This is a genomic window from Amycolatopsis sp. NPDC059657, from assembly GCF_042734395.1.
Lineage (GTDB): Bacteria > Actinomycetota > Actinomycetes > Mycobacteriales > Pseudonocardiaceae > Amycolatopsis.
Window position 1 is genome coordinate 1 of sequence record NZ_JBHWEB010000138.1, and the last position, 22,993, is coordinate 22,993.

Genomic DNA, 22,993 nt, shown 5'->3' on the forward strand with positions numbered 1-22,993 from the left:
TGGTATGGCCGGTTCTAACCGGCCATACCACTCACGACCCCCGCACACCTGGGGAAAGGAAAACTGTGCGCAAGTCACTGCAAGTCGCGTTGGTACTCGCCGTTTCCGGCGGGTTGCTGGCGGCTCCATCGGCTAGTTCGGCAGCCCAGCCCGATGCACCGCCTGGTGGTATCTCCGGCTCGATCACGCTGATCACCGGCGACAAAGTCGAACTCGGCCCCGGCCAGGCACCCAGAATCACCCGAGGTCCCGGCCGCGAGGCAATTCCCTTACGTATCAACAAGAACAACGACCGCTGGACCGTGCTCCCGCTCGACGCGGCCAAGCTCGTCATCGACGGCAAGCTGGACCCGCGACTGTTCGACGTCACCACCCTGCTCGAATGGGGTTACGGCGACGACAAGAAACCATCGACCCCGCTGATCGTCGAGGGCGCGGTCAACGGCCTCGCCGCCACGGGCCAGCAACTGCCCAGCATCGGCGCAAGCGTGGTCGAAGCGTCCAAAAAGGACAACACGTTCTGGAAAAGCCTGACGAGTGACCAAAAGGCCGCCGGCACAGGCAAGGTCTGGGTCAACGGCACCCGCAAGCCGACGCTCGACAAGAGCACGGCCCAGATCGGCGCGCCGTCGGCGTGGCAGCACGGGCTGACCGGCAAGGGAGTCGAGGTCGCGGTGCTCGACTCCGGCATCGACCCCACGCATCCCGACGTCAAGGACAAGATCGTCGCGGTCAAGAACTTCGTCGGCGGGCCGGATGACGACCGGGTCGGCCATGGCACGCACGTGGCGTCGATCATCGGCGGCACCGGCAAGGCCTCCGACGGCAAGTACAAGGGCGTCGCGCCGGACGTCTCGCTGTCGTCGGGGAAGGTCTGCGTCAACTACGGCTGTTCCGAAGCCGCGATCATCGCCGGGCTGGAATGGGCGGCCACCGAACGCAAGGCGCCCGTGGTCAACCTCAGCGTCGGCGGGCCGGACGCCACCGGGATCGATCCGACGGAGGCCGCGATCAACCGGCTTTCCGCGCAGTACGGCACCTTGTTCGTGGTGGCGGCGGGCAACAGCGGCGGCGCCGGACGGTCCACTGTGGAATCACCGGCCTCCGCGACCGCGGCGCTGGCCGTCGGCGCGGTGGACAGGACCGACGCGACCGCGGACTTCTCCAGCCGCGGCCCCCGGGTCGGCGACTCCGGTCTCAAGCCCGACGTCTCCGCACCCGGCGTCGAGATCATGGCAGCTCAGGGTGCCTACTCGCCGCCGTGGAACCCGCCTGGCCCGTACGTCGCCTACTCGGGCACGTCGATGGCGGCACCGCATGTCGCGGGCGCGGCGGCGATCCTCCGCCAGCAACATCCGGACTGGACCGGTGAACGCCTCAAGGCCGCGCTGATGAACACCGCCAAGCCCGGCGACGACGTCTACGCGCAGGGCGCCGGCCGAGTGGACGTCGCGAAGGCGACGACCACCACGCTCGCCGCGAGCCCCGCGAGTGTCGATTTCGGCCGCGCGCAGTGGCCGCACACCGATGACGAGGTGCTCACCAAGCCGGTGACCTACCGCAATGACGGCGACAATCCCGTCGAGCTGACCCTCTCGCCGCTCACGGGCCCGTTCCGGCTGAGCGCGGCGAAGGTGACCGTGCCCGCGCACGGCACCGCCGAGGTGACCGTCAGCGCCGACACCCGGCCTGGCGAGGTCGCGATCGGCACGCATGGAGCCAGGCTCATCGCCACCGCGGACGGTGTCGCGCTCAGCACCCCGATCGGCGTCGAGAAGGAGGACGAACGCTACGAGGTGAAGCTGAACCACATCAGCCGTGACGGCACCGGCAACGCCGAGCACATCACCTACGTCGACCGCCTCGGCGCCTGTGCCGACACGGCGTGCGGTGAAGCCGCGCGCGGCTTCACCGGTACCGACGCCGTCCGGGTGCCGCCCGGTCAGTACACGGTGACCGAGTTCAGCATCGCCAAGCCCGGCGCCGTCCCCGACGTGCTTTACCGCTCGCTCGTCGAGGTCAAGGGCAACACGGTCGTGCCGCTCGACGCGCGGCTGGCCCAGCCGGTGACGGTCTCCGCGCCCCATCCGACGGCCAAGCTGGTGAGCTCCGAGATCTTCGTCGTCAGGGACTTCCTGCGGCCGGGCGCCTCCGGCGGGGTCGGGCTCACCGGCGACGCCGACCACGTCTACCGGATGGCCGACCTCAACGGCCCGCGCCCGCCTGCCGAGCAGGTGTACGCGCAGGCCTACGCCCGGTTCGCCGAACCGGGACCGCGTGGCGACTTCGCCGACAGCCCGTACGAGTACAACGTGGTCACCAGTCAGCGGGGCCGTGGCTTCACCGGGCTCGATTTCCGGCCGAAGCAGGCGGAATTCGCGAGCGTGCGCACCGAGGTGGCCAAGTTCCACCCCGAGGCGGCCTCGCACCACCTGGTGCCGGTGCCCGAGACGGACATCGCACCGAAGTGGTTCCTGCGTTTCCCCAACACCCAATCCCCCACCCCCGCCTACACCACGCTGCCGGGGCGGCGCACGGCCTATTTCCTGGCCGCGGGAACCGGCTGGGGCGCTTACTCCCAGGAATCCAAGCCGGATGGGACTTTCGTGCACGGCTCGGGTTCGGACGCGAAGCACTACCAAGCGGGGCGGGACTACCAGGAGAACTGGGACAAGGGTGTCTTCGGACCGCGATTCCGGGGTGTCCCTTTCGAGCGGCCGCCATTCCATCAAGGTGTGCAACGCACCGGTGACCGGCTGACAATGGGCATCGACATGGTCACCGACAACGACCCGGCGCACTGGGGCAATCTGATCGAACAGGATCGCGGTTCGGCGCGGCTGCTGCGCGATGGCGAACTCGTCGCCGAGTGGGCGGACAGTGCGGCGATCGGCGTGGCGGCCGACCTTCCGGCGGCGGAGGCGTCCTACCGGCTCGAACGCACGGTGAAATACCCGGAGTCGCCGGTCTCGTCCGAGGTGAGCGTGGCGTGGACATTCCGTTCCAGCCATACGGACAAGTCGGTTCCGGCGCCGGCGATGGTGGTCGGCTACACCCCCGAACTCGACGGCACCAACCACGCCAGGCCCGGTGGCTTCGCCATCCCGGTGACGGTGCAGCGGCAGCCGGGCGCGGCGGCGTCGCCGGTGAAGTCGCTGCGGGTCCAGGTGTCCTACGACGAAGGCCGCACCTGGAAGCCGACGGTGGCCTTCCCAGCCGGTGACCGCTGGCTGGCACTCGCGGACAACCCCGCGGGCGGCTCGGTGTCACTGCGCACCACCGCCGTCGACGCGGCGGGCAACAAGGTCGAGCAGACCACGATCAAGGCATACCTGGTCCGCTGAGAACACGAATGACACCAAGTCAAACGTGGGGTCGTGAGTGGTACGGCCGGTTCTAACCGGCGAAAACACTCACGACCCTCACGCCAGGCCTGCGCCGGGAGTCCGTGGCGACGCTTGCGGACGAGGGGTTCCCCTGCTGCATCGAGCGGAGCGGGGGAACCCCTCGTTCAGCGTGGGCGAGTGGTAACTCTGCTCCGTTAGATGCAGCAGAGTTACCACTCGCGGACCCCGCCAGAGCCCCCATCGCGAAGCGAGGGTGCCCCCGAGTGCGTACTACGCACCCAAAGGCCCCCTCACTTCACACCCACCCGAGGCTTGAGGGCACCTCGCCGGACTTGGTGAGGGAGGCCCTCACAAGCCAACGCCGAACACGCCATCTTTGGTTTTCCGCGCGCTAAGCCGCCATTACGTGCTCGGACAATGCAATTGCAAGCGGCCGTTCGAGTGAACGAAATACGGAATTGCAACAACCTGACAATGCCGTCCCCAAAAAATCATGACTGGGGTACGGTCACAGCTCGTCGCGAACGAACACTGTGGGCATTGAGGGGTGGAAGATCATTTCGTCGTTCCGATCGCTCGCCGCCGCGCATTTCCGCCGAACGGAGGGTCGGCTTACGCTCATTGTCGTAGCGGTGGTGTTTTCGTCATTCCTCGCCGGGCTCGCCGGGGTGATGAGCGTCGGTAACCGGGCGGATCGGCTCGACGAAATCGGCGCCGAACACGCCGCGGTCAACACCGCCGCGCTCGAGGTGTACCGCGCGCTGGCCGCCGCGGACGCGACCTCGCTCAATGTCATGCTGGTCAGCGGTGACGAGGAACCCGTTCAACAGCAGGCGTTCCGAGATGACATCGCCGCCGCGACGGCCGCGCTCGAGTTCGCCACCAGGACCGCGCCGACCGGAGTCACCGCACAGAAGCTGAGCGAGCTGACGGACGCGATCCCCGTTTATGTCGGGCAGGTCGAAGCAGGCTGGGTTTACGCCAAGCAAGCCCGCCCGCTCGGCACCTCTTACCTCACCGAGGCGACCGCGTTCGTGCGCGGCACGATGCTGACCGCGGCCACCGCGGTCCGCGAAGCCGAAACGAAAGCGATCACCGAAGCGCAGGACGAGGTCGACGACTTCCCTTGGGCCGCCACGTTCGCCGGTCTGCTCGCGGTCGCGGTGCTGGTGTACTGCCAGCGGTACGTCGCCAGGCGCACGCGCCGCCGGTTCAACATCGGGATGGTGGCGGCGACCGTGCTCACCGTCGCCGCCTTCGGCTGGCTCGCGGTCGCGTCGACGGTGGCCGCCTCGCGCAGCGCGGACGCGCTCGACGAGACCCGGCAGCTGATCTCGCCGGTCGCCGACGCCCGTGCGCGGGGCCGCAGTGCCGACGGCGACGAGGCACGCAGCCTGATCTTCCCGCAGCTGGGCGATCACGAGCGGCTGAGCAAAGCACTCGACGACATCGGCGAGCTGATCCGCAAAGCCCAGGATTCCCCGGTGGGCCAAGGCCAGTCCGAAACGCTGTCCAGCGCACGGAGGTCGCTCACCGGCTGGCGTGACGCGCACACCTCGTTCGCGGGCAAAGACGCTGTCACCTATGGCGAAGCCGCCGCGGCGATCACGAAACCGGCTGCCAACGAGAAGCAGACTTTCGCCGCGAGCCTCGACGACGCACTCGGCAAGGTGGCCGCCACCGCGACCGACGACGTCCGGATGTCCATTAAGGACTCCCGGTCGGCACTGGCCGGGGTCGCCGGCGCGATCGTCGTGCTCATGGTGCTCGCCGCCGCGGCGACCTTCGCCGGTCTCTGGCCCCGGATCTCGGAGTACCGATGAAACGACTCGCCGCCGCGCTCGCGTTGCTCGCCGCGGGCTGCTCGGTGCCCGCCGAACCCACGCTGCCCGACCGCCCCGCGCCGCAACCGGCGCCCGCAGGCGTCGCCTTCTCCCCCGCCGCGCCGCCCGCGCAGCAGACGACGTGCACCGGCGTGCCCCAGAGCCTCAACCCGAACCGGCTGCCCAGAGGCGCCAACGGTCTTCCGTCCGGCCCCGTCTTCGACACGATCCGCGGCCGGGGTCAGCTGGTGGTCGGCGTCAGCCAGACATTGCAGCAACTCAGCTCGCGCAACCTCCGCACGGGCGAGATGGACGGGCTGGAGATCAAGTTGACCGAGCGGATCGCCGACGCGATCTTCGGGACGATCGCCCCCGGGGACCGGCCGAAGAAGATCCGCTACGTCGCCGTGCCGACCGGCAGCCGGTTCGAATCACTGGACACCAAGGAGAACCGGGCCCAGGCGGACAGCGCCAAGCGCAACGCCGTCAAGGTCGACATGGTCATCGCCGACGCCACTATGACCTGCCAGCGCGAGCAGACCTACGGGCTCCTCTACTCGTCGCCGTATCTGGTAGCCAAGCAAGGAATTCTCGTCCGCGGCCAGGTCGAACAGAAGCCGACGGACCTGACCGCCTTCGCGGGCAAGAAGGTCTGCGCCGCGGAGAACACGGTCAACATCGCCAGGATCCTCCAGTCCGCGGCGACACCGGTGTCCGTGCCGGACAGCGCCGACTGCATGGTCATGCTGCAACGCGGGCAGGTCGACGCGGTCGTCACCGACGACGTGATCTTGGCCGGTTTCGCCGCGCAGGACGGGAACTCGACCGTGCTCCCCGACTCCACCGCCCATGACGACCCGGCCGGTGTCGCCATCAGCAACGAGGCGCCGGACCTGGTCCGCCTGGTCAACGCCGTGCTGGAGCAGATGCGGGCAGACACCAGCCTCGCGAACCTGTACACCCAGTATTTCGGCAGGCTCGGCAAGACCGTGCCCCCGCCCGACTACCGCCATGAATGAGGGAGAACACGTGCGCGCACGCATCGAGGTGGGCGGTGACGATTTCGCGTCACTGCGGGAATGGCTGGCCGACGAGCCAGGCCTGCGCGGGCTGGTCACGCCCGAAAACGCCGCGATCCGGCCCGGCGAGATGGGCGGGGTCACCGACGTGCTGGTCGCGACGCTCGGCGACGGTGGCGCGGTCGCGGCACTCGCCGCCGCGCTCGGCACCTGGCTCGGCACCCGCCGATCCAAGGTGCGGCTGAAGGTCACCAACGCGGCGGGGCAGAGCGTCGAGCTCGACATCCAGTCCAAGGACGCCGAGAAAGTGGTCCGCGCGCTGCTGGAGAACCCAGACGAGAAGGCGGGATGACCGCCCGCCTGCCGGATCCGGCGCGGTCACGCGCGGTGCTGGTGGGCGTGGGTGACTACGCGGCCCTACCCGACCTCCCAGCCGTCGCCGGCAACCTCAGCGACCTCCGCACGATCCTCACCTCGCCGGAGGGCACCGGCCTGCCCGCCGCGCACTGCGCCGTGCTGGCCGACCCCGCCGACGAGTCCGAGGTCGGCGAGGCACTCGCCAAGGCCGCGGCCGAAGCCGAGGACGTGCTGTTCGTCTACTACGCGGGCCACGGCCTGATTTCGGGGCCCGCCAACGACTTGTACCTCGCGACGAGCCGCACCAAGGAGAACACGGTGAGCACGTCGGCGCTGCCGTGCGCCGAACTGCGCGAGTCGATCCGCACCAGCAGGGCGCGGGCCAGGGTGCTGGTGATCGACTGCTGTTTCAGCGGCCGCGCGATCGGCCAGACCATGGCGGGCAGCGGCGAGGTGGTGTTCGCCGAGGTCGACGTCGAAGGCGCGTACATACTGACGTCCACCGCGCCGTCGCAGACCGCGCTGGCCCCGGCGGGCGCGAAGCACACGCTGTTCACCGGCGCGCTGCTGACCGCGCTGCGCGAGGGCGTGCCCGGCGCTGGCCCGCTGCTGACCATCGGGGTGCTCGCGAACTGGCTTCGTGCCGAGATGACCCGGCTGTCCGGGCCGTCCCCGCGTAATCGGGACGACGGCAACGTGTCCGATCTCGCGCTCGCGCCCAACCACGCGCCGCGGGTGCACGCCGTGCGCGCGCTGCGCGACCGTGTCGGACAGCGCCTGACCGAGCTGGCCGCCACCGAAGCCGACGTCGAGCGCACCCGCGCGACGGTGCGGAGCAAGATCGCCAACGCCGGTCTGCCTGGCCTGCCGTCGCTGCCGGGATTCGGCGCCGTCGACGGGCTCATCCGGGCCGGTCGCTGGGCTCAAGCGGCGGACGAGCTGACCGCGGTGGACGAGGCCCTCGCCGCGCACGAGGCGAAGCTGGAGCACGAGCGTGCCCGCGCGGCCGGGCTGGTCGACCGGCGCGACGAACTGCGCGGCAAGCTCGACGGCTACACCGCGATGGCGGCCCGCCTCGGGTTCGCCGAGGACGAAGACCTGTCCGCACTGCGCGAAACGGCATGGGACCTGCTGTGGAGCAGGCCGTGCGACCTGGGCGCGGCCACCGTCGCGACCACCGCCTATGTGGCCGCCGTCCAGGCGAGGCGAGGGAAAGAGCGATGACCGACTGCGTGCGCCCCGGCTGCGACGGCGAATACCTGAGCGACGATTCGTGCGACACCTGCGGGTTCGACAAGCCCAGCGCGCCGGTCACGCCGGAGCTGCCCGCCGTGTCGTCGCGCCGCAGCACGACCGGCGCCAAGGCACGGCTTCGCGGCAGTCTCATCGAGCAGGTCGAGCTGCCGCCGTTCACCCCGCGTGACCCGGCGACGGCCGTGCTCGCCGACCCGGAAGTGCCTTATCGGCGCCGGGTCTGCCACCTGTGCCGCCAGCCCGTCGGCCAGCCACGAGGTGAGAAACCGGGGCTGACCGAAGGTTTCTGCCCGCGCGACCGGACGCCGTTCTCGTTCCGGCCGTCGCTGGACGCGGGTCAGCATGTCGACAAGTACGAGATACTCGGCTGCCTCGCGTATGGCGGCTACGGCTGGATTTACCTTGCCAGGGACCGGAATCTGGGCGACGGCAGGGCCGAGCGCTGGGTCGTCCTCAAAGGACTGATCGACACCGGCGACCCGGACGCGGTCGCGGCGGCGGTCGCCGAGCAGCGGTACCTGGTCGAGGTCGACCACCCGAACATCGTGAAGATCCACGACTTCGTCCGGCACACCGATCCGCACACCGGCGCCACCGCGGGCTACATCGTGATGGAGTACCTCGGCGGCCGGACACTGCGCGACGTGCTGCAGCGGCACCGGGTCGACGGCGACCCCGCGCCGCTGCCGGTGCGCGTGGTGCTCAAGTACGCCGACGAGATACTCGGCGCGCTCGGCTACCTGCATCGGCGCGGGCTGCGGTTCTGCGATCTCAAGCCGGACAACGTGATGCAGGTCGATCAGCGCGCCAAGCTGATCGACCTCGGCGCGATGCTGCACGAGGACGACACCGGCGCGGTGTTCGGCACCGAGGGCTACCAGGCGCCGGAGATCGACGATCCGCGTCACCCGCGCCGTCCCTGCCCGGACACCGACCTCTACACACTCGGGCGGACGATGGCGGTGCTCGGTTTCCCGTTCGCCGGGTTCACCGAGAAGTACAAGCACAGCATTCCGGCGCTCGGCCAGATCGCCTGGCTGGAGCGCCAGGAATCCTTCCACCGCTTGCTGATCAGGGCCGCGCATCCCGAACCGGCTCGGCGGTTCGGCGCCGCGGAGGACTTCCGCGACCAGGTCGCCGGTGTGCTGGCCGAGGTGCTCGCCAAGGAGAACGACGAGCCGGGCATCGTGGTGTCGACGCTGTTCACCCGTGAGGCGCGGGCGTTCGGCACCGGGAACGCGGTGAGCTGGCAGGACGTGCCGTCGTGCCTGCCCAGCCCGCTGGTGGATCCGGACGACGCCGAGGCGGCGTTCCTGATGACACTCGGCGGCGTCGACCGGCACCAGCTGGTCAAGACCCTGGTGGAAGCCAGGGATCGCAGCCCGGAAGTGCTGCTGCGGCTGGCGGGCGCGCGGATCGCGGTCGGCGAGCTGACCGAGGCGAAGGCCGACCTCGCCGACTTCGACAAGGCCATGCCGTGCGACTGGCGGACCGAGTGGTACCACGGGGTCGCCGCCTTCGCGGGCGATGCTCGAGAGGAGGCCGTGACGCGGTTCGACGCCGTCTACTCGGCGCTGCCCGGCGAACTCGCGCCGAAACTCGCTCTGGCGGCCGCCCATGAATGGCTTGAGGACCACACTCGCGCCGAGGAGCTCTACGCCCGCGTCTGGCATACCGACGATTCCTATGTCAGCGCCGCTTTCGGGCTGGCACGCATGCTGGCGATCCGGGGCAGGATCAGCGAAGCCGTCTCCGCGCTCGACGCGGTGCCGGAGAACTCGACGCATCACGTGCCCGCTCGGATCGGCGCCATCCGGCTGCTGATCGGGGACACGCGTCATGCCGACGCGGTGACCCGGTTGCGTGAGCTGACACTCGACGCCCGTCAGCTCACCGAACTCGAGATCGAGGTACTGACCGCGCGGCTCGACAGCCAGGAGTCCGACGACGACCTGCGCCGCGAACTGGAGCAGGCGTACCGGAAGCTCGCCAAGCTCACCACCGACCGCGCCACCCGGTCGCGGCTGGTCGACCGGGCCAACGAGGTCCGCCCGAAAACACTGGTGTAACCGATGATCCACTGTCCCCATTGCGCGGCGCCCGCCCAGCCGGACTGGCAGTTCTGCGAGGAGTGCGGCAAACAGCTCGGCGAGCTCATCGCCGCCGAGCCCACCATGCGGTTCTCACCAGGCGACGAAGGCGTGCTCGATCTCGGCGCGGTCGCCGGTGTCACCGACATCGGCCTCAGACGTCCCCGCAACGAGGACGCCGTGGCGGTCGGCACCCAGGGTCCCGTGCTCGCGGCGGTGATCTGCGACGGCGTCGCCACGTCCGCGCACTCCGAGACGGCGGCCGGACTGGGCGTCTCCGAAGGACTGCGCGCGCTGCTCGACGCCTGCGCGAAAGGTGAGCCGCCGGGCAGCGCGACCGCCACCGGGCTGATCGCCGCGGCGTCGGCCGTCGCCGCGCTGGGCACACCTGGTGACCGCAATCCTCCTTGCTGCACTTACGTTTCCGCGCTCTTTCACGAAGGCTCGGTGGTGATCGGCTGGGTCGGCGACAGCCCCGCCTACTGGATCGGCCCGGCAGGCGCGCATCGGCTGACCGTCGACGACTCCGCGGCAGGCAGGCTCATCGCCGAGGGCGTCTCCCCCGACGATCCCCGCTTCGCCACGCCGATGGCGCACGCGCTGGAACGCTGGCTCGGCGCCGACGCCGGTCCCGTGACACCCAAGGTGCACCGCTTCGTCCCCGACTCCTCCGGCCTGGTCGTGATCTGCAGCGACGGGCTTTCGCAGTACCTCGACGCCAAGGTGGTCGCGCCGGTCGATCACCTGAGCACCCCGTCGACGGCCGTGCGGCTCCTGCTCGGCCGCGCGCTCGGCGCGGGCGGCGGGGACAACATCAGCGTGGCCGCGCTCGCCTGTCCCGCTACCGAGGAGGACGCCTGACATGCCGCTGGATTTCCAGATCCAGGTCGACCAGAACGAGTACCTGCCCGCCGACGGCACCCTGATGGACGCGGTCATCTCGGTGACCGCCTCCGGCGACGGGCTCGCGGCGCCCGCCGCCGACCTCACGGTGGCGCAGGTGATCATGATCGACTGCTCCGGTTCGATGGAGGGCGCCAAGCTCGTCGAGGCGAAACGCGCGGTCAAGGTCGCGATCAACGAGCTGCGCAACGGCGTGAAGTTCGCGATCGTCGCCGGCAGCAGCGGCGCCCGTCTGGTCTACCCGCTCGAGGGGCAGCTGGCGGTGGCTTCCGGGCAGACCCGCCAGGTGGCGGCCAAGGCCGTCGGCAGGCTCCGGGTCGAGGGCGGCACCGCGATCGGGTCATGGCTGGAAGCGGCCTCGCGCCTGCTCTCGGGCAGTGACGCCAAGGTCAAGCACGGGCTGTTGCTCACCGACGGCCAGAACGAGCACGAGTCCGACCGCGAGTTCGCCCAGACCCTGCGCGCCTGCGAAGGCGGGTTCGTCTGCGACAGCCGCGGCGTCGGCACCGGCTGGTCCGCCACCACCCTCGACCAGATCGCGACCGCGCTGCTCGGCTCCGCGAAGGGCCTGCTCGACCCGGCCGAACTCGCCGCCGACTTCCGCGAGATCAACGAAACCCTGATGGGCCGCGCCACCGCCGACGTCGGCCTGCGCCTCTGGACCCCCGCGCACGCCCGCGTCCGCTTCCTCAAGCAGGTCTTCCCGCGCATCTCCGACCTCACCGGCCGCGGCGTCGAGATCAGCCCCCGCGTCCAGGAATACCCGACCGGCCACTGGGGCGCCGAAACCCGCGACTACCACCTCTCCATGGAAGTCCAGCCCGGCGCGGTCGGCGAAGGCATGGTCGCCGCGCGGATCCGCATGGTCGCCGGAGCGCAGGAGTCGGAGGAACATCGCGTCCGTGCGAAGTGGACGGAAGATCTCAAGCTGTCGACCAGGATCAGCCCCCAAGTCGCCCATTTCACCGGCCAAGCCGACATCGCGGAACTGGTCGAAGACGGCCTCACGGCGAAAGCGGCGGGCGACAACGCCCGCGCCACCGCCAAACTCCAGAAGGCCCGCGAAATCGCGGTCGAAACGGGCAACACCCACGTCGTCAAACGACTCGACAACATCAGCGGAGCCAAGAACGTCAAGGCCGACATGGCACACGCCATGGGCGAGATGCTCAAACTCGACACCAAGCGAACGCACCGCAAGGAGGCGACCGGCGATGCCGATCTGCCCTAAAGGCCACCAGTCGAGCGACCCCGTCGACTGCGAGATCTGCGGCGGCTCGATGACCGGCGCCACCCCGGCCCCGCCCGCCGTCGCGGAGCCAGAGTGGGACTGCCCGAACGGCCACCCCGGCCAGATCGGCCGCTTCTGCGAGGTCGACGGCTACGACTCCCAGCTGCCCCCGGACGCCCCCGACCAGGTCCGCGCGGTGGCGCCCCGCCGCTGGACCGCCACGGTCGGCGCCGACCGCGAGTTCTACGAACTCACCTGCGCCGATGACGACGAACTCACCTTCCCCACGCAGCTGGTGCCGCGCCGGTTCACCTTGCGCGGCGCGGCTTTGCTGATCGGCCGCAAGGACCCGGACCTCGGCATCCATCCGGAGATCGACCTCACCGGCCCGCCAGAGGACCGTGCGGTCGGCCGCGAGCACGCGGCACTGGTCGCGCAGGACGACGGCGGCTGGGCCGTGGTCGACCGCGGCTCGGCCAACGGCACCCATGTGAACGACCGAACCCGCCCGATCCCCGCCAAAAAACCGGTGCCTTTACGCGACGGGGACCAGGTCTTCGTCGGGGCTTGGACGGTCATCACGATCAAGGCCGAATGACTCGTGAGCGTTGCGGGCGGTTCTATTGAGGGGAAGGGCAAATGTGGCGTGCTCCGGGCGGGCCGGCGGGGTCTTCGCTTCGGGAGGCTTGGGTCGTGAGTGTTTAGACCGGTTAGAACCGGCCATACCACTCACGACCGCTTGCCAGAGCCTCATCGCGAAGCGAGGGTGCCCCCGAATGCGTACTACGCACCCAACGGCCCCCTCACTTCACACCGAGCACGCCACCTTTGGCTTCCCGCCCAATAACCGCCCGCAACGCGCACGACCTAGCCCAGGGTGCCCAGGTCGATGGCCTCGTTGGCCAGCGTGAACCCGTCTCGCGGAACGCCCTTCGGCGAGGTCAGCCAAGCTCCCCGAGCCCGAGGTTTCGCCTTCGTGTCCCCGCTCAGCAGCAGCGACACATAGCACCCGTAGTCAATGGCGAACCCGTCGTAGAGCGTCCCCGGATGCTTGCTGTCCGACAGCCCCCGCTTCAGCACATGCAACAGCCGGGCGTCGTAGAGCTCCTCGATCATCGTGTGCCGCGCGCCCCCGATCTGATCGAGCAGGAACGTCCGCGACCGCCGCTTCCCGACCACCTCGTCGACCAGCTTCCGCAGCAGCCGGTGCGCGGGCTCGTTTCCGCTGATCGCCGTCTGCTTGTCCCGCAAGTACCAATCACGCGCGGCCAGCCGGACCTCCCGCACGCTGATCGGCTCGTCATGCGCGTGCTGAGCCGCCAGCGCCGCGATATTGATCGCGTCACGCGGCACCCCTTCCGCGGCACGGACCAGCTCTGAGAAGGCGATGCCGCGAAACGTCTCCGCCACGTAGCACTCAGGATCCGGCGGCGGATCCGGGACCATCGTCGCCAGCCGCGAACCGGCGTGATTGTGGAACAGCTGCGCGAAGAACTCCTGCGCGCGCGTCCGCGAGCTGTCGAAGATCATGATGTCGTCGAGGCTGACCGCGGACGCGGCGTCCGCGCCGACCTCGATGCCGATGTGATCACCGCTGGGCGACGGGACGCGAAAGCGGGAGCGGCGTTCGATCGCGGCGATCTTGACCGTGATGCCTGCCGTCGGCAGCACACTCCGGCGCAGCAGGTCGGCGAGCAACGGCTGCAGGTCCAGCGGAATGCTGCTCCACTCGTCCAGCAGCAGCCACAACCTGCTGGACCCGAGCGACCGCGTGATCGCCCGCAACGCCCGGCTCAGCGGGCCGAACACGACGTGGTGTTCCTCGGTCCCGCTGCGGCGGAGCCTGCTTTCCTGCGTCGCGGTCCGTTTGGACCCGAGTGACACCTTCACAGAGGACGGGCCGACCTCGACACCATTCGACATCTCGCCGCCCGCGCCCACCCTGGTTTCGTGCTCCACCTGACCGACCACGCGGACCGCGGTCGCCGAGTCCGCCAGCGCGTCGAGTGCGTGCAGCAGGCCTTCGGCATCGGCGACCTCGGTTTCGACGGCCGCCGCGAGCAGCTCCTCGTGGATGGCTTCGAGGGTGTCGACCAGCAGATGCGTGCCTCGGATGGCCGCGTCGATCGTGCTGTCGGCGTAGAGGCCGCCCGCGGTGCCGATGGTGCGCAGGTCGAGGTAGACCGCCACATCGCCGGTGCGGTCTACCAGGTCAGCCAGGTACAGCAGCGCGTGCGTCTTTCCCGCGCCGCGGCGGCCGTAGAGGATCTGGTGATCGGTCGAATGCAGCATCGCCGCGAACGAGCCCGCCGCCACGAAGGTGTTGGTCAGCGTGGCCCGATCGGTGCTTTCCGCGCGCCGCGGAATGCGCATGAGCGCCTGGTTCAGATGCTGTTGCCTGCGGACCAGTCCCATTCAGCCAAGCCTGCCTCCTCCGATGGGCGGCAGGCATCCGCCATTAGCGCCTTTTACCGCATTCCCCACGGTGCGGACGGCCCATTCGGCGTAACCGGGCCGACGGAAATGTCAGGTCGGTCGCCTTTTCGATGCACGATCGCCTCCTCTCCCCTGCCCAGCTCGATCTGGATGTCACCATTCGCGAGCGCGCGCCAGCGTTTCGGGCGGCCCCATTGGTCTCGCACCGCGAGTTCACCGGGGATACCCGGCCGCAGCACACAGGGCGCACCGGCCTCACTCCGCACTTTGACCCATTTCGTCACGCCGGCCTCGCGCGACGCACTGAGGAGAAAAGCACCCTGAGTGCGGAAATCACGCAGCGAGATATCGCGCCAAGTCGCCGGAATGGCCGGGAACAGCCGCACCATGCCACCCCAGCTCTGGCACAGCATGTCGTGCACCGACTGCGAAGCCGAAAGCGGGGTTTCGATGACCGGGCCGGACTCCTTGTACATGGTGTTCGGCTGGATGAACCGCCGCATCAGCTCGCCGAGATAGAAGTCAGCCTTGTCGCCGCGCAGCATCTGCGCGGAAATCGACGCGGCGCCGGTGAAGGTGTAACCCTGCAACGCGCCTTCGAAACCGACCCAATGGTTGAGCGATTTCTCGATCAACTCGCGGAATTCCGGACGTTCCCAGGTGATCTCGTACAGCGGATACACCTGCAGCAGATGCGAGTAATGCCGGTGCGACTTCGCGAACGGCACGTTCGCGCCGATCATGTAGCCATTGGCGTCGACCGGATAGTCGACGAGACCGGTCAGCACTTCCTGCCAGCGCCCGGCCAGCGGGTCGTCGATCCGCAGTTCCCGCACGGATTCGAGCAGCGTGCGGCAACCCCAGCGGATGAGCGAGAGGTCGTAGTTGCAGTCGGCCGCGTTGACGCCGTACTCCGGCGAGAACGTCGGCGGCAGGTGCAGCTTGCCGTCCGCGCCTGGCTTGAGGAAGTGCAGGTAGTAGTTGATCGCCCGGCGCAGCAGCGGGAACAGCGTGTCCCGCAACAGTTTCCGGTCCATGGTGTGCCGATAGGACAGCCAGACGTTGTGCAGCGCCCATGTCAGGTTGCCGACCTCCGGCGTCGGCGGGTCCTGGCCGGGGATGCCGACGGCGTACCCGGCCGTGCCTGTGCCGCCGCCGTTGAGCAGCGTCATGTCGGTGGTGCGCGGAATGCCGGCGGAGTCCGCGCGATACGGCTCGGCGACCTGGTCGACGACGTTGTGCCGGAACTTGTCGAGCGCGTAACTCACCGCGTCCAGTTCGAGGTGGTTCGAGCCGTGGATGAGCCAGTACTCGAGCTGGACGTTGAGGTTCCACCAGGTCGCGGGCCACGGCGTCGGCTCGAGCCACGGCCCGCAGGTCGCCATGACCGGCGCTTCCTTGCGCGCGGCGGACGCGAACTTGTACAGCTGGATCCAGTAGAAGCTCTGCAGCCGGGTGTCCGGAATGGACAGAAAGCTCCGCCGGTAGAAATCATGCCACCAGCGCCGATGTCCCAGCGCGAACAAGGCCAGCGGCGACACGCACCGCACCATCCGCAGCGCTTCGCGTGCGGCCGTCCTCTGCGGATGCGACCACGCGACCGCGGTGTAAAGCGTCCGCCTGGTACCGAAAGTCGTCTCACGCCACGCCGTGACGTGCTCACCACCCGCCAGCAGGCTCTGCACACTCAGCGTGGCGTCGCCACTCGCCTGCAGCACCGCCGGCGGATTCGGGAGGTACCCGGCGGGCGGCGGCTTGCCGAACTTCGGGTCGGTGCGCGGGCTCACCGCGTCACCGGGATGGAAGACCCACTTGAAGCCGCGCTCTCCCTCGGTCGGCTGTACCTCGATGGCGAGCACCGAGTCTCCACTGTGGACGATCGCACGCAGTGCGAGGCTGCCCGCCGCGGTGGTGATCGTGCCTTTCAGCTCGGCGTTCCACAGGTCCATCCGCCAGTCGATCGCGGTGATCGCGCCGACCGGTTCCAGCGTGAAGTATCCGATCGGCAGCCTGGCCAGCCCGAACAGCGACCCGAACTCCGGCCGGTGATCCTGCACCTGGCTGTGCTGCACGTTGAACCGGATCGCGTTCTTGCCTGGCTCTCGGTAGATGCCGGAGCCGAGGAACCCGTTGCCGAGGTACGGGCCCTCGTACCAGGTGGTCGGCATCTTCGTCCACAGCATGTCCGCGGCGCCAAGGAACTTCGCCCAGTCGACACCGTCGTACGTGCTCTCGGCGGCCGACGCCGTCGTGGTGCCCAGCGCGCCCACGGCCAGCCCTGCCAGCGCGCCGCCGAGCACGGTCCTGCGATTGAGATCGACCATCGAAACTCCTAAGCGGGAAGCCCCCAGGCGGGCGCGGATTCGAGGGCCGCGACATCACGCGGCTTGAGGTCCGGCCTGGCACCAGGCCGGTTGACGATCACGGACTTGCCCGCCGCGAGCGGCACGGAGATCGTGTGCGGCCCCTCGGCGCGATACGGCAGCTGACGGCCCCACTCGTCGCGGACCTCGATGGCGCCGGTGATCCCGTGATCGAGCTTGAGCGGTTCACCGGCCTCGCTGTGCACCCGCACCCACTCGGTCTTCCCGTCGCGGCGCGACGCGTCGACCAGGAAAGCGCCTTCCGTGCGCAGCTGGGAAATCGACGCTTCCGCCCACTTGGCCGACACCGACGGGAACACCTTGAGCACGCCGGCCGCGCCCTGCACCATCATGTCCACAAGGGACTGGGCGGCGGTGATCGGGCTCTCGATGGCGAAGTTCGAGCCCTCGCGGTACATCGTGTTCGGCGTGAGCTGCGTGTCGTGCACGATGTTGCGGTCGAGGAAGAACCGCAGGAACGCCAGCGCGTCCTCCGGCGCGTCCATGATCGAGCTCATCGACGACGCGGCCGCGAAGCTGTAGCCGTGCCAGTTCACCCGCTGGCTCTGCCAATGCGTGAACGTGCGGATCATGATGTCCCGGTCCTCGGGACGATCCCAGAGCTTCTCGCGAAGCGGGTGCAGCCACAGCAGGTGCGAGAAGTGCCGGTGTGATTCGGCGAGCGGGACACCGTCGCCGATCAGCACCCCGTCAGGCTGGGTTTGGTGGTACGGAACCAGTTTCGCGAGGATTTCCCGCCAAGCCGGGATACGCGGATCGTCGATGCGCAGCGTGGCCGCGGACTCGATGAGCGTGCGCGCGGCCCAGCGGATCAGCGAAAGGTCGTAGGTGCAGTCGGCCGCGTCCGCGTACTCGGGCGAACGGGTCATCGGCAGGTGCAGGTACCCGTCATCGCCCATGGCGAGGAAGTGGCGGTAGAAGTTGAGAGCCTTGGCGAGCGTCGGATACAGGACGTCACGCAGGATGCGCTTGTCCATGGAGTGCCGGTACGCCAGCCAGACGTTGTGCAGCCCCCAGGTGAGGTTCCCGGTGTGATCGTTCTTGGTGGTCGGCCCGGGAATCCCGACCGTGCGCGTGCCACCAGGCCGCAGTCGCCAGTCGCCGGGATGCGAAAGCGCGTAGGTATCGCCGTCGCGGTAGGCGGGCGGGACCGATTGCACGAGGTTCGCGTGATCGCGTCGGAAGGTCTCGGTGACCGCGTCGAGTTCGGCGTGGTTGGTGCTGTTGACCAGCGGATAGGTGACCTGGACGTTGAGGTTCCACCAGACGGCCGTCCAGCTGTTCCCGACCTCCGGGAACCACGGCCCCCATTCGGAGACGACGGGCGCGTTGGCCCTGGTCGCGGCCGCGATCTTGTACAACTGGATCCAGTAGAACCGCTGGATCAGCTTGTCAGGCACCGAGATGAAACTGCGCTGGTAGTAAGCGTTCCACCAGCGCCGATGATCGGCGACGAGTACTTCGGGCCGAGTCGCCAGCGTCTGCCGGACCTTCTGCACCGCATCGCCGGTCGAGGTCGCCTTCGGGAAGCTGTACGCCACCGTGGCCGCGAACAGCCGCCGCGTCCCGATTCTCGTTTCCTGCCAAGCGGTCGTGTACCCGCCACCGGCATGCAACGGCTGCTCGGCATACTTGGTCGCGCCGCTGGTACCCAGCGTGGGCTTGGGGTTCGCGGTGTACTCGGGCGGCTTGCGCACGGTGCGCGTGGTGGCCGACTCGAGCGGCTGGAACCCCCACGCCGCGGTCGCCTCCCCCGCCGACGGCTCGAGCGCGACGACCAGCACACCCGTGTCGTTGTGCACGTACGCGGAGAACGCGACGCTCCCCTGCGTGGTGGTGATCGTGCCGGCGAGCTCGGCATTCCACAGGTCAAGCGCCCAATCGACGCCTGTGACCGCGCCCGCCAGCGTCAGCGTGAGATACCCGATGGGCAGCCGCGAGAGCCCGATCCCGGCTTCCCACTGAATCCGCTGGTCCTGGACCTGGGTGTGGCTGAGCATGAACTTCAGCGTCTGCGGCTGCGGGCTCTTGTAGACCTGCACCCCGAGAAAGGCATTCGCCAGGAACGGCCCGTCCTGCCACCCCGTCGGTAAGCGCTTCCACACCAGCCGCGCGTCATCGACGACCTCGCGATGCCTGCTCACCCCCGCGAAGGCGGGCGGCGCACCCATCCCCCACAGCCCACCGAGCGCGGCGGCGCCCACAGCCACCGAGGCGCCCCGCAGGACAGCCCTCCTGGAGAGTCCGTCACCCATTGACAACCTCCGGATTCATACTACGTTTCGCTCCCGCTACGCCCCGGCGTCGAGCATGTTTCCAGACAGGGCCCCACCCCGCCACCCCCCAAAGTCCCCAAACATCAGACCTCTCCCCTCGCGCCCGGTTCCACACAAACGCCACTTATGGAACGCTCAGCGACACAAACGCCGCGCTCGTGTGGACCGCCGGCCGGGGTCAGGCGCGACGTTTGAGCGCCTGGACCCGAGGGCGGGGGCGCAGTGACGCGGCCAGGTGAGCGGCGACGAGTTCGGCCGCGACGACCACCGGTTCGGAGCGGAGCCGGGAGGGCGTGGTCTGGACGTACGGAACCCCGGCCGCGGCGTATCGGGTGTTCCGCCGCAAGGTTCTCGCGTAGCCCTCGCGGTCGAAGTGATAGTCGAACGAGTCGATCTCCCAAGCAAGGCCGACGTCATCGCACCACCCGTCCGGAGTGGCGATGTATTCGCCGCTTTCGGTGCGCAACTCGAAGTTCCACCATGGTTCCGGCAGCTTGGTCCTGCGCCACACGTTCATCGCGTCGATCTCCGCCACGGACCTGGCGCCGGCCTGCACCTTGAGCAGTACCTCGCGCGTCAATCCGGTTCCGCGGTTGCTGCCGCGGCCGAGTTCCTCGAGCAGCTCGGCAGGGCTCACTCCCGCTCGCTGCACCACTTCGCTCACCAACGCCGCGATCGGATCGCGAGCACGCAGCCTGCGGCATGCGTCGAGAACCGCCCGGGACACCGGCGACAGCGGCACATCCTCGCGGACGACCGGTTCTGGCAGCCGGTTCGTCCGCTCGATCAGCACGAACTCCGCGCTGTTGACCTGCCTTGGCTCCGGAATGAGCAGATGCACCCGATGGTCGGGCGGGGCCTTCCGCAAGCCGTGACGCCTGCATGCTTCGACTCCTGTCACGACAGACCCATCGGGCGCGTAGAGCAAGGCGGCCTCCACGAGCTGTCGCCGGGTTGGCTCCGAAGAACCGAGCAGCACGATGCCGCGAAGCAGCAACTGCCACGGCCGTCCCGGCTTGCACTGGTCATAACAAGTCTTTCTCGGTACGCCGAGTTCTACGAGCCGCTCGACCGTGATCACGCCATGACGGCTTTGGCTGTATAGGGCCTCGAAGTCGCGAGCCCACTCCCCTTTTCTCACCACCCCTTGATCGTCAGCACCCGCCGACGACGCCACCACCCCCTCCCCGAATCTGTGGATAACTCCAGCTCAAACGGTCCACTCGCACCACTTCCCCCCTCACCCTGTGGATAACTCGCTCTCTCTCGCGCGCGACCACACAAACGCCACTTATGGAACGGTGAGCGTTCCAAACGCCGCGTTCGTACCCATGACGCCTAGGGTGGGGGCGTGAGCGAGCAAGGGGCCCGGGTCTACGGGGGCCGGACGGCGGAGGATCGCCGCGCCGAGCGGCGTGAGCGGTTGCTGAGCGCGGGGCTGGAGCTTTTCGGGACCGACGGGTACGCGGCCAGTTCCATCGAGAAGCTCTGCGCGGCCGCCGCGGTGTCCACGCGCAACTTCTACGAGGAGTTCGCGAGCCGGGAGGCGTTGCTCGTCGCGCTGCACACGCGGGTGCTCGAACGAGCCGTGGCCGCCGTCGGCACGGCGTTCACCGAGGCCGAGGACGCGGATCTCGCCACGCGCATCGAGATCGCGGTGCGCGCGTACATCACCACCACCGCCAAGGATCCGCGCTGGGCGAAACTGTCCTATGTGGAGGTCATCGGGGTCAGCGAGGCGGTCGAACAGCACCGGATCACCTGGCGTGAGCGGTGGGTCGCGCTGCTGGAGGCCGAGGCCGCGCGCGCGGTCAGCCGCGGCGAGGCGCGGGACCGGAACTTCCATCTCGGCGCGGTCGCGCTCATCGGGGCGGTCAACGAACTGGTCTTCCACTGGGCGACCGGGGGCTACCGGATCCCGCTCGACGACGTGATCGCCGAGCTGGTCAGAGTCGCGACGGCGATCGTCACGCCCTAGGTTCTCCACCCGGGCTCCATCCGCGAATGGACGCGGAGAGCCGCCGATGCTGGCAAGCTGATCGGGTGTTCCTGCCGCTGATGTTCACCCGCCCGCGCGGGCACGCGTACGCCCGCTGCGCACTGGGCACGGCGGGCCTGGGCTACCTGGTCGCCGCCGGACTGGTGCCGGGCACGGACACCCCGTGGCTGGCCGTCTACGTGCTCGCCTACCTCTGCCTGATCGCGACGATCATGATCTCCTCGCAGACCGCGACCCCGCGGCTGCTGCTGGCCGCGGTCGCTGTCACCACGCTCGGCGGCGGCGCGATGGTCATCGCGGGCTCGACGCTGTTCGGCGCGCTGCTGCTGTGCGAGATGATGTTCATCGCGGGCTTCAGCATGCCGCTGACCACGAGCAGCGTGTTCTTCGCGCTGGCCGTCGGCGCCGCGCTCGGCGGCAGGCAGGACTGGGGCGGGATGATCGTGCTGTGCGCGGTCCTGCTCAGCGTCTGGCTGTCCGGCGCGTCGCGGCGGCAGTACCTCAAGCGGGTGGAGCAGGCCGAGTTGCTCGTCGCCGAGACCCGGCATTCGGCGGCGCTGGCCGAACGCGCCCGCATCGCGCGCGAGATCCACGACATCCAGGCGCACTCGCTGTCCGCGCTCTCGCTGCAGCTCGAAGCGGCGGGCGCGATGCTCCAGAACGACAGCAAGGACCTGACCAAGATCGCCGCCTGTGTCGACCGCGCCAGCAGGCTCGCCAGGGAAGGCATCATCGAGACCAGCCGTGCCGTGCAAGCGTTGCGCGAGGACGCCGTCTCGCTGCCGGACCTGCTTCCGTCCCTGGTGGACGGTCAGAACGTGCACGTGAGCATCACCGGCGACCCGCGCGAACTGCCGCCCGCGGCGGGCCTGACGCTCTACCGGACCGTCCAAGAAGCACTGACCAACGCGCGCAAGCACGCGCCGGGCTCCCCCGTCACCGTCGAACTCGGCTACACCACCAGGGAAGTGACCGCCACCGTGACCAACCCCGCGTCCGCGAGGACAGCACCGCTCACCGGAACCGGGGCGGGCTACGGCCTCACCGGCATCCGCGAACGCGCCGAACTCGTCGGCGGCACCCTCGTCGCCGGCCCGCTCGGCGACGGCTGGCAGGTCTCGGTCAAGGTGCCGTCATGACCGACGTGCGCGTGGTCGTCGCGGACGACCAGTCAGCGGTCCGCGAAGGACTCGCGCTGCTCATCGAAGTGCTGCCGGGCATCACGGTCGTCGGCCAGGCCCCGGACGGCGGCGTCGCGACCGAACTCGTCGCGTCGGAAAAGCCGGACGTGGTGCTGATGGACCTCGCGATGCCTCGCTGCGACGGCGTCACCGCCACCCGCCGCATCCGCGACGATCACCCGGAAACCCAGGTCGTGGTGCTCAGCACCTACGCCGACGAGGACTCGATCCTGCGCGCGCTCGACGCCGGCGCACTCGGCTACCTCACGAAATCCGCCACCCGCGACGAAATCGGCCGCGCCATCCACGCGGCCGCGGCGGGTCAGGCCGTACTCGACCCCGAAGTCCAGCGCCGGCTCGTCTCGGCCGCGCTGAAACTCCCCGCCCCGTCCGAAGCCGAGGCCGACGAACTCACCGCCCGCGAGCGCGACGTACTCCGCCTGCTCGCCGCCGGCCAGACCAACCGCGAGATCGCGAAGGCGCTCTTCGTCAGCGAGGCGACGGTCAAAACCCACATCAACCGCATCTACGCCAAAACGGGCAGCCGAGACCGCGCCCAAGCCATCCGCTACGCCTACACCAACGGCTACGCCACCGCTTGAGGTTGTCGTGAGTGGTTGGGGCCGGGTGTAAAGCCCCGGCCCCACACCCCCCCCCGAAGGGGGGGGAGTGAAAAAGTTAAAAGCCCGACCG

At 69.0% G+C, this 22,993-nt stretch carries 16 protein-coding genes; 12 read left to right on the forward strand and 4 right to left on the reverse strand.

The annotated features are described in order from the left end of the window. The first annotated feature begins 65 nt into the window (after positions 1 to 65). The 9 genes from ACFV15_RS41630 (at position 66) to ACFV15_RS41670 (ending at position 12,622) form a co-directional block, all read left to right on the forward strand. A complete protein-coding gene (locus tag ACFV15_RS41630; RefSeq protein ID WP_378358145.1) occupies positions 66 to 3,344 on the forward strand; it encodes a S8 family serine peptidase in 3,279 nt (1,092 codons plus the stop codon). A 635-nt stretch (positions 3,345 to 3,979) separates the two neighbouring features. Further along, positions 3,980 to 5,170: a hypothetical protein gene (locus ACFV15_RS41635; protein ID WP_378358147.1), complete on the forward strand. Its 1,191-nt coding sequence runs from the start codon at positions 3,980 to 3,982 to the stop codon at positions 5,168 to 5,170. Continuing rightward, on the forward strand, positions 5,167 to 6,189 hold the full coding sequence (locus ACFV15_RS41640; protein WP_378358149.1) for a transporter substrate-binding domain-containing protein: 1,023 nt from the start codon (positions 5,167 to 5,169) through the stop codon (positions 6,187 to 6,189). Before ACFV15_RS41635 ends, ACFV15_RS41640 begins: the two co-directional genes overlap by 4 nt. Before the next feature lie 10 nt (positions 6,190 to 6,199). Continuing rightward, positions 6,200 to 6,541, forward strand: coding sequence for a hypothetical protein (locus tag ACFV15_RS41645; protein WP_378358151.1), 342 nt, complete (start codon positions 6,200 to 6,202; stop codon positions 6,539 to 6,541). Beyond that, complete coding sequence (locus ACFV15_RS41650; RefSeq protein ID WP_378358152.1) at positions 6,538 to 7,770, forward strand: caspase domain-containing protein; 1,233 nt, start codon at positions 6,538 to 6,540, stop codon at positions 7,768 to 7,770. The genes ACFV15_RS41645 and ACFV15_RS41650 overlap by 4 nt, the downstream gene beginning before the upstream one ends. Beyond that, positions 7,767 to 9,869 (forward strand): tetratricopeptide repeat protein, encoded by a 2,103-nt coding sequence (locus ACFV15_RS41655; RefSeq protein ID WP_378358154.1) that lies wholly within the window; start codon positions 7,767 to 7,769, stop codon positions 9,867 to 9,869. The genes ACFV15_RS41650 and ACFV15_RS41655 overlap by 4 nt, the downstream gene beginning before the upstream one ends. Positions 9,870 to 9,872: 3 nt before the next feature. Next, a complete protein-coding gene (locus ACFV15_RS41660; protein ID WP_378358156.1) occupies positions 9,873 to 10,751 on the forward strand; it encodes a PP2C family serine/threonine-protein phosphatase in 879 nt (292 codons plus the stop codon). Position 10,752: 1 nt separating this feature from the next. Then, the gene (locus tag ACFV15_RS41665; RefSeq protein WP_378358157.1) at positions 10,753 to 12,024 is read left to right on the forward strand and encodes a VWA domain-containing protein; all 1,272 of its coding nucleotides are present in this window, start codon (positions 10,753 to 10,755) and stop codon (positions 12,022 to 12,024) included. Beyond that, positions 12,008 to 12,622 carry an FHA domain-containing protein gene (locus ACFV15_RS41670; protein WP_378358159.1) on the forward strand — a complete coding sequence of 205 codons (615 nt, stop codon included), beginning with the start codon at positions 12,008 to 12,010 and terminating at the stop codon, positions 12,620 to 12,622. Before ACFV15_RS41665 ends, ACFV15_RS41670 begins: the two co-directional genes overlap by 17 nt. A gap of 269 nt (positions 12,623 to 12,891) precedes the next feature. On the opposite strand, the gene ACFV15_RS41675 is transcribed toward ACFV15_RS41670, so the two are convergent. The 4 genes from ACFV15_RS41675 to ACFV15_RS41690 form a co-directional block, all read right to left on the reverse strand. Further along, positions 12,892 to 14,439, reverse strand: coding sequence for a hypothetical protein (locus ACFV15_RS41675; protein ID WP_378358161.1), 1,548 nt, complete (start codon positions 14,437 to 14,439; stop codon positions 12,892 to 12,894). A gap of 53 nt (positions 14,440 to 14,492) precedes the next feature. After that, positions 14,493 to 16,784 (reverse strand): Tat pathway signal sequence domain protein, encoded by a 2,292-nt coding sequence (locus ACFV15_RS41680; protein WP_378358162.1) that lies wholly within the window; start codon positions 16,782 to 16,784, stop codon positions 14,493 to 14,495. Positions 16,785 to 16,792: 8 nt separating this feature from the next. Continuing rightward, positions 16,793 to 19,099: a hypothetical protein gene (locus ACFV15_RS41685; RefSeq protein ID WP_378358164.1), complete on the reverse strand. Its 2,307-nt coding sequence runs from the start codon at positions 19,097 to 19,099 to the stop codon at positions 16,793 to 16,795. Positions 19,100 to 19,298: 199 nt separating this feature from the next. After that, entirely contained in the window at positions 19,299 to 19,988 is a 690-nt protein-coding gene (locus tag ACFV15_RS41690) for a hypothetical protein (RefSeq protein ID WP_378358166.1), read from the reverse strand. Between the two features lie 483 nt (positions 19,989 to 20,471). Between ACFV15_RS41690 and ACFV15_RS41695 the strand changes: the two genes are divergently transcribed. The 3 genes from ACFV15_RS41695 to ACFV15_RS41705 are packed head-to-tail and all read left to right on the forward strand — an operon-like array spanning position 20,472 to position 22,902. Continuing rightward, positions 20,472 to 21,098 carry a TetR/AcrR family transcriptional regulator gene (locus ACFV15_RS41695; protein ID WP_378358168.1) on the forward strand — a complete coding sequence of 209 codons (627 nt, stop codon included), beginning with the start codon at positions 20,472 to 20,474 and terminating at the stop codon, positions 21,096 to 21,098. Between the two features lie 26 nt (positions 21,099 to 21,124). Further along, entirely contained in the window at positions 21,125 to 22,258 is a 1,134-nt protein-coding gene (locus ACFV15_RS41700; protein WP_378358170.1) for a sensor histidine kinase, read from the forward strand. Next, positions 22,255 to 22,902 (forward strand): response regulator, encoded by a 648-nt coding sequence (locus tag ACFV15_RS41705; protein ID WP_378358171.1) that lies wholly within the window; start codon positions 22,255 to 22,257, stop codon positions 22,900 to 22,902. Before ACFV15_RS41700 ends, ACFV15_RS41705 begins: the two co-directional genes overlap by 4 nt. Positions 22,903 to 22,993: the final 91 nt, after the last annotated feature.

Bases quoted from the DNA above. Each gene is read 5' to 3' on its own strand.
- ACFV15_RS41640 (WP_378358149.1), top strand. From the start codon at position 5,167: ATGAAACGACTCGCCGCCGCGCTCGCGTTGCTCGCCGCGGGCTGCTCG.
- ACFV15_RS41650 (WP_378358152.1), top strand. From the start codon at position 6,538: ATGACCGCCCGCCTGCCGGATCCGGCGCGGTCACGCGCGGTGCTGGTG.
- ACFV15_RS41705 (WP_378358171.1), top strand. From the start codon at position 22,255: ATGACCGACGTGCGCGTGGTCGTCGCGGACGACCAGTCAGCGGTCCGC.
- ACFV15_RS41675 (WP_378358161.1), bottom strand. From the start codon at position 14,439: ATGGGACTGGTCCGCAGGCAACAGCATCTGAACCAGGCGCTCATGCGC.
- ACFV15_RS41665 (WP_378358157.1), top strand. From the start codon at position 10,753: ATGCCGCTGGATTTCCAGATCCAGGTCGACCAGAACGAGTACCTGCCC.
- ACFV15_RS41685 (WP_378358164.1), bottom strand. From the start codon at position 19,099: ATGGGTGACGGACTCTCCAGGAGGGCTGTCCTGCGGGGCGCCTCGGTG.
- ACFV15_RS41660 (WP_378358156.1), top strand. From the start codon at position 9,873: ATGATCCACTGTCCCCATTGCGCGGCGCCCGCCCAGCCGGACTGGCAG.
- ACFV15_RS41680 (WP_378358162.1), bottom strand. From the start codon at position 16,784: ATGGTCGATCTCAATCGCAGGACCGTGCTCGGCGGCGCGCTGGCAGGG.
- ACFV15_RS41655 (WP_378358154.1), top strand. From the start codon at position 7,767: ATGACCGACTGCGTGCGCCCCGGCTGCGACGGCGAATACCTGAGCGAC.
- ACFV15_RS41670 (WP_378358159.1), top strand. From the start codon at position 12,008: ATGCCGATCTGCCCTAAAGGCCACCAGTCGAGCGACCCCGTCGACTGC.
- ACFV15_RS41700 (WP_378358170.1), top strand. From the start codon at position 21,125: ATGGACGCGGAGAGCCGCCGATGCTGGCAAGCTGATCGGGTGTTCCTG.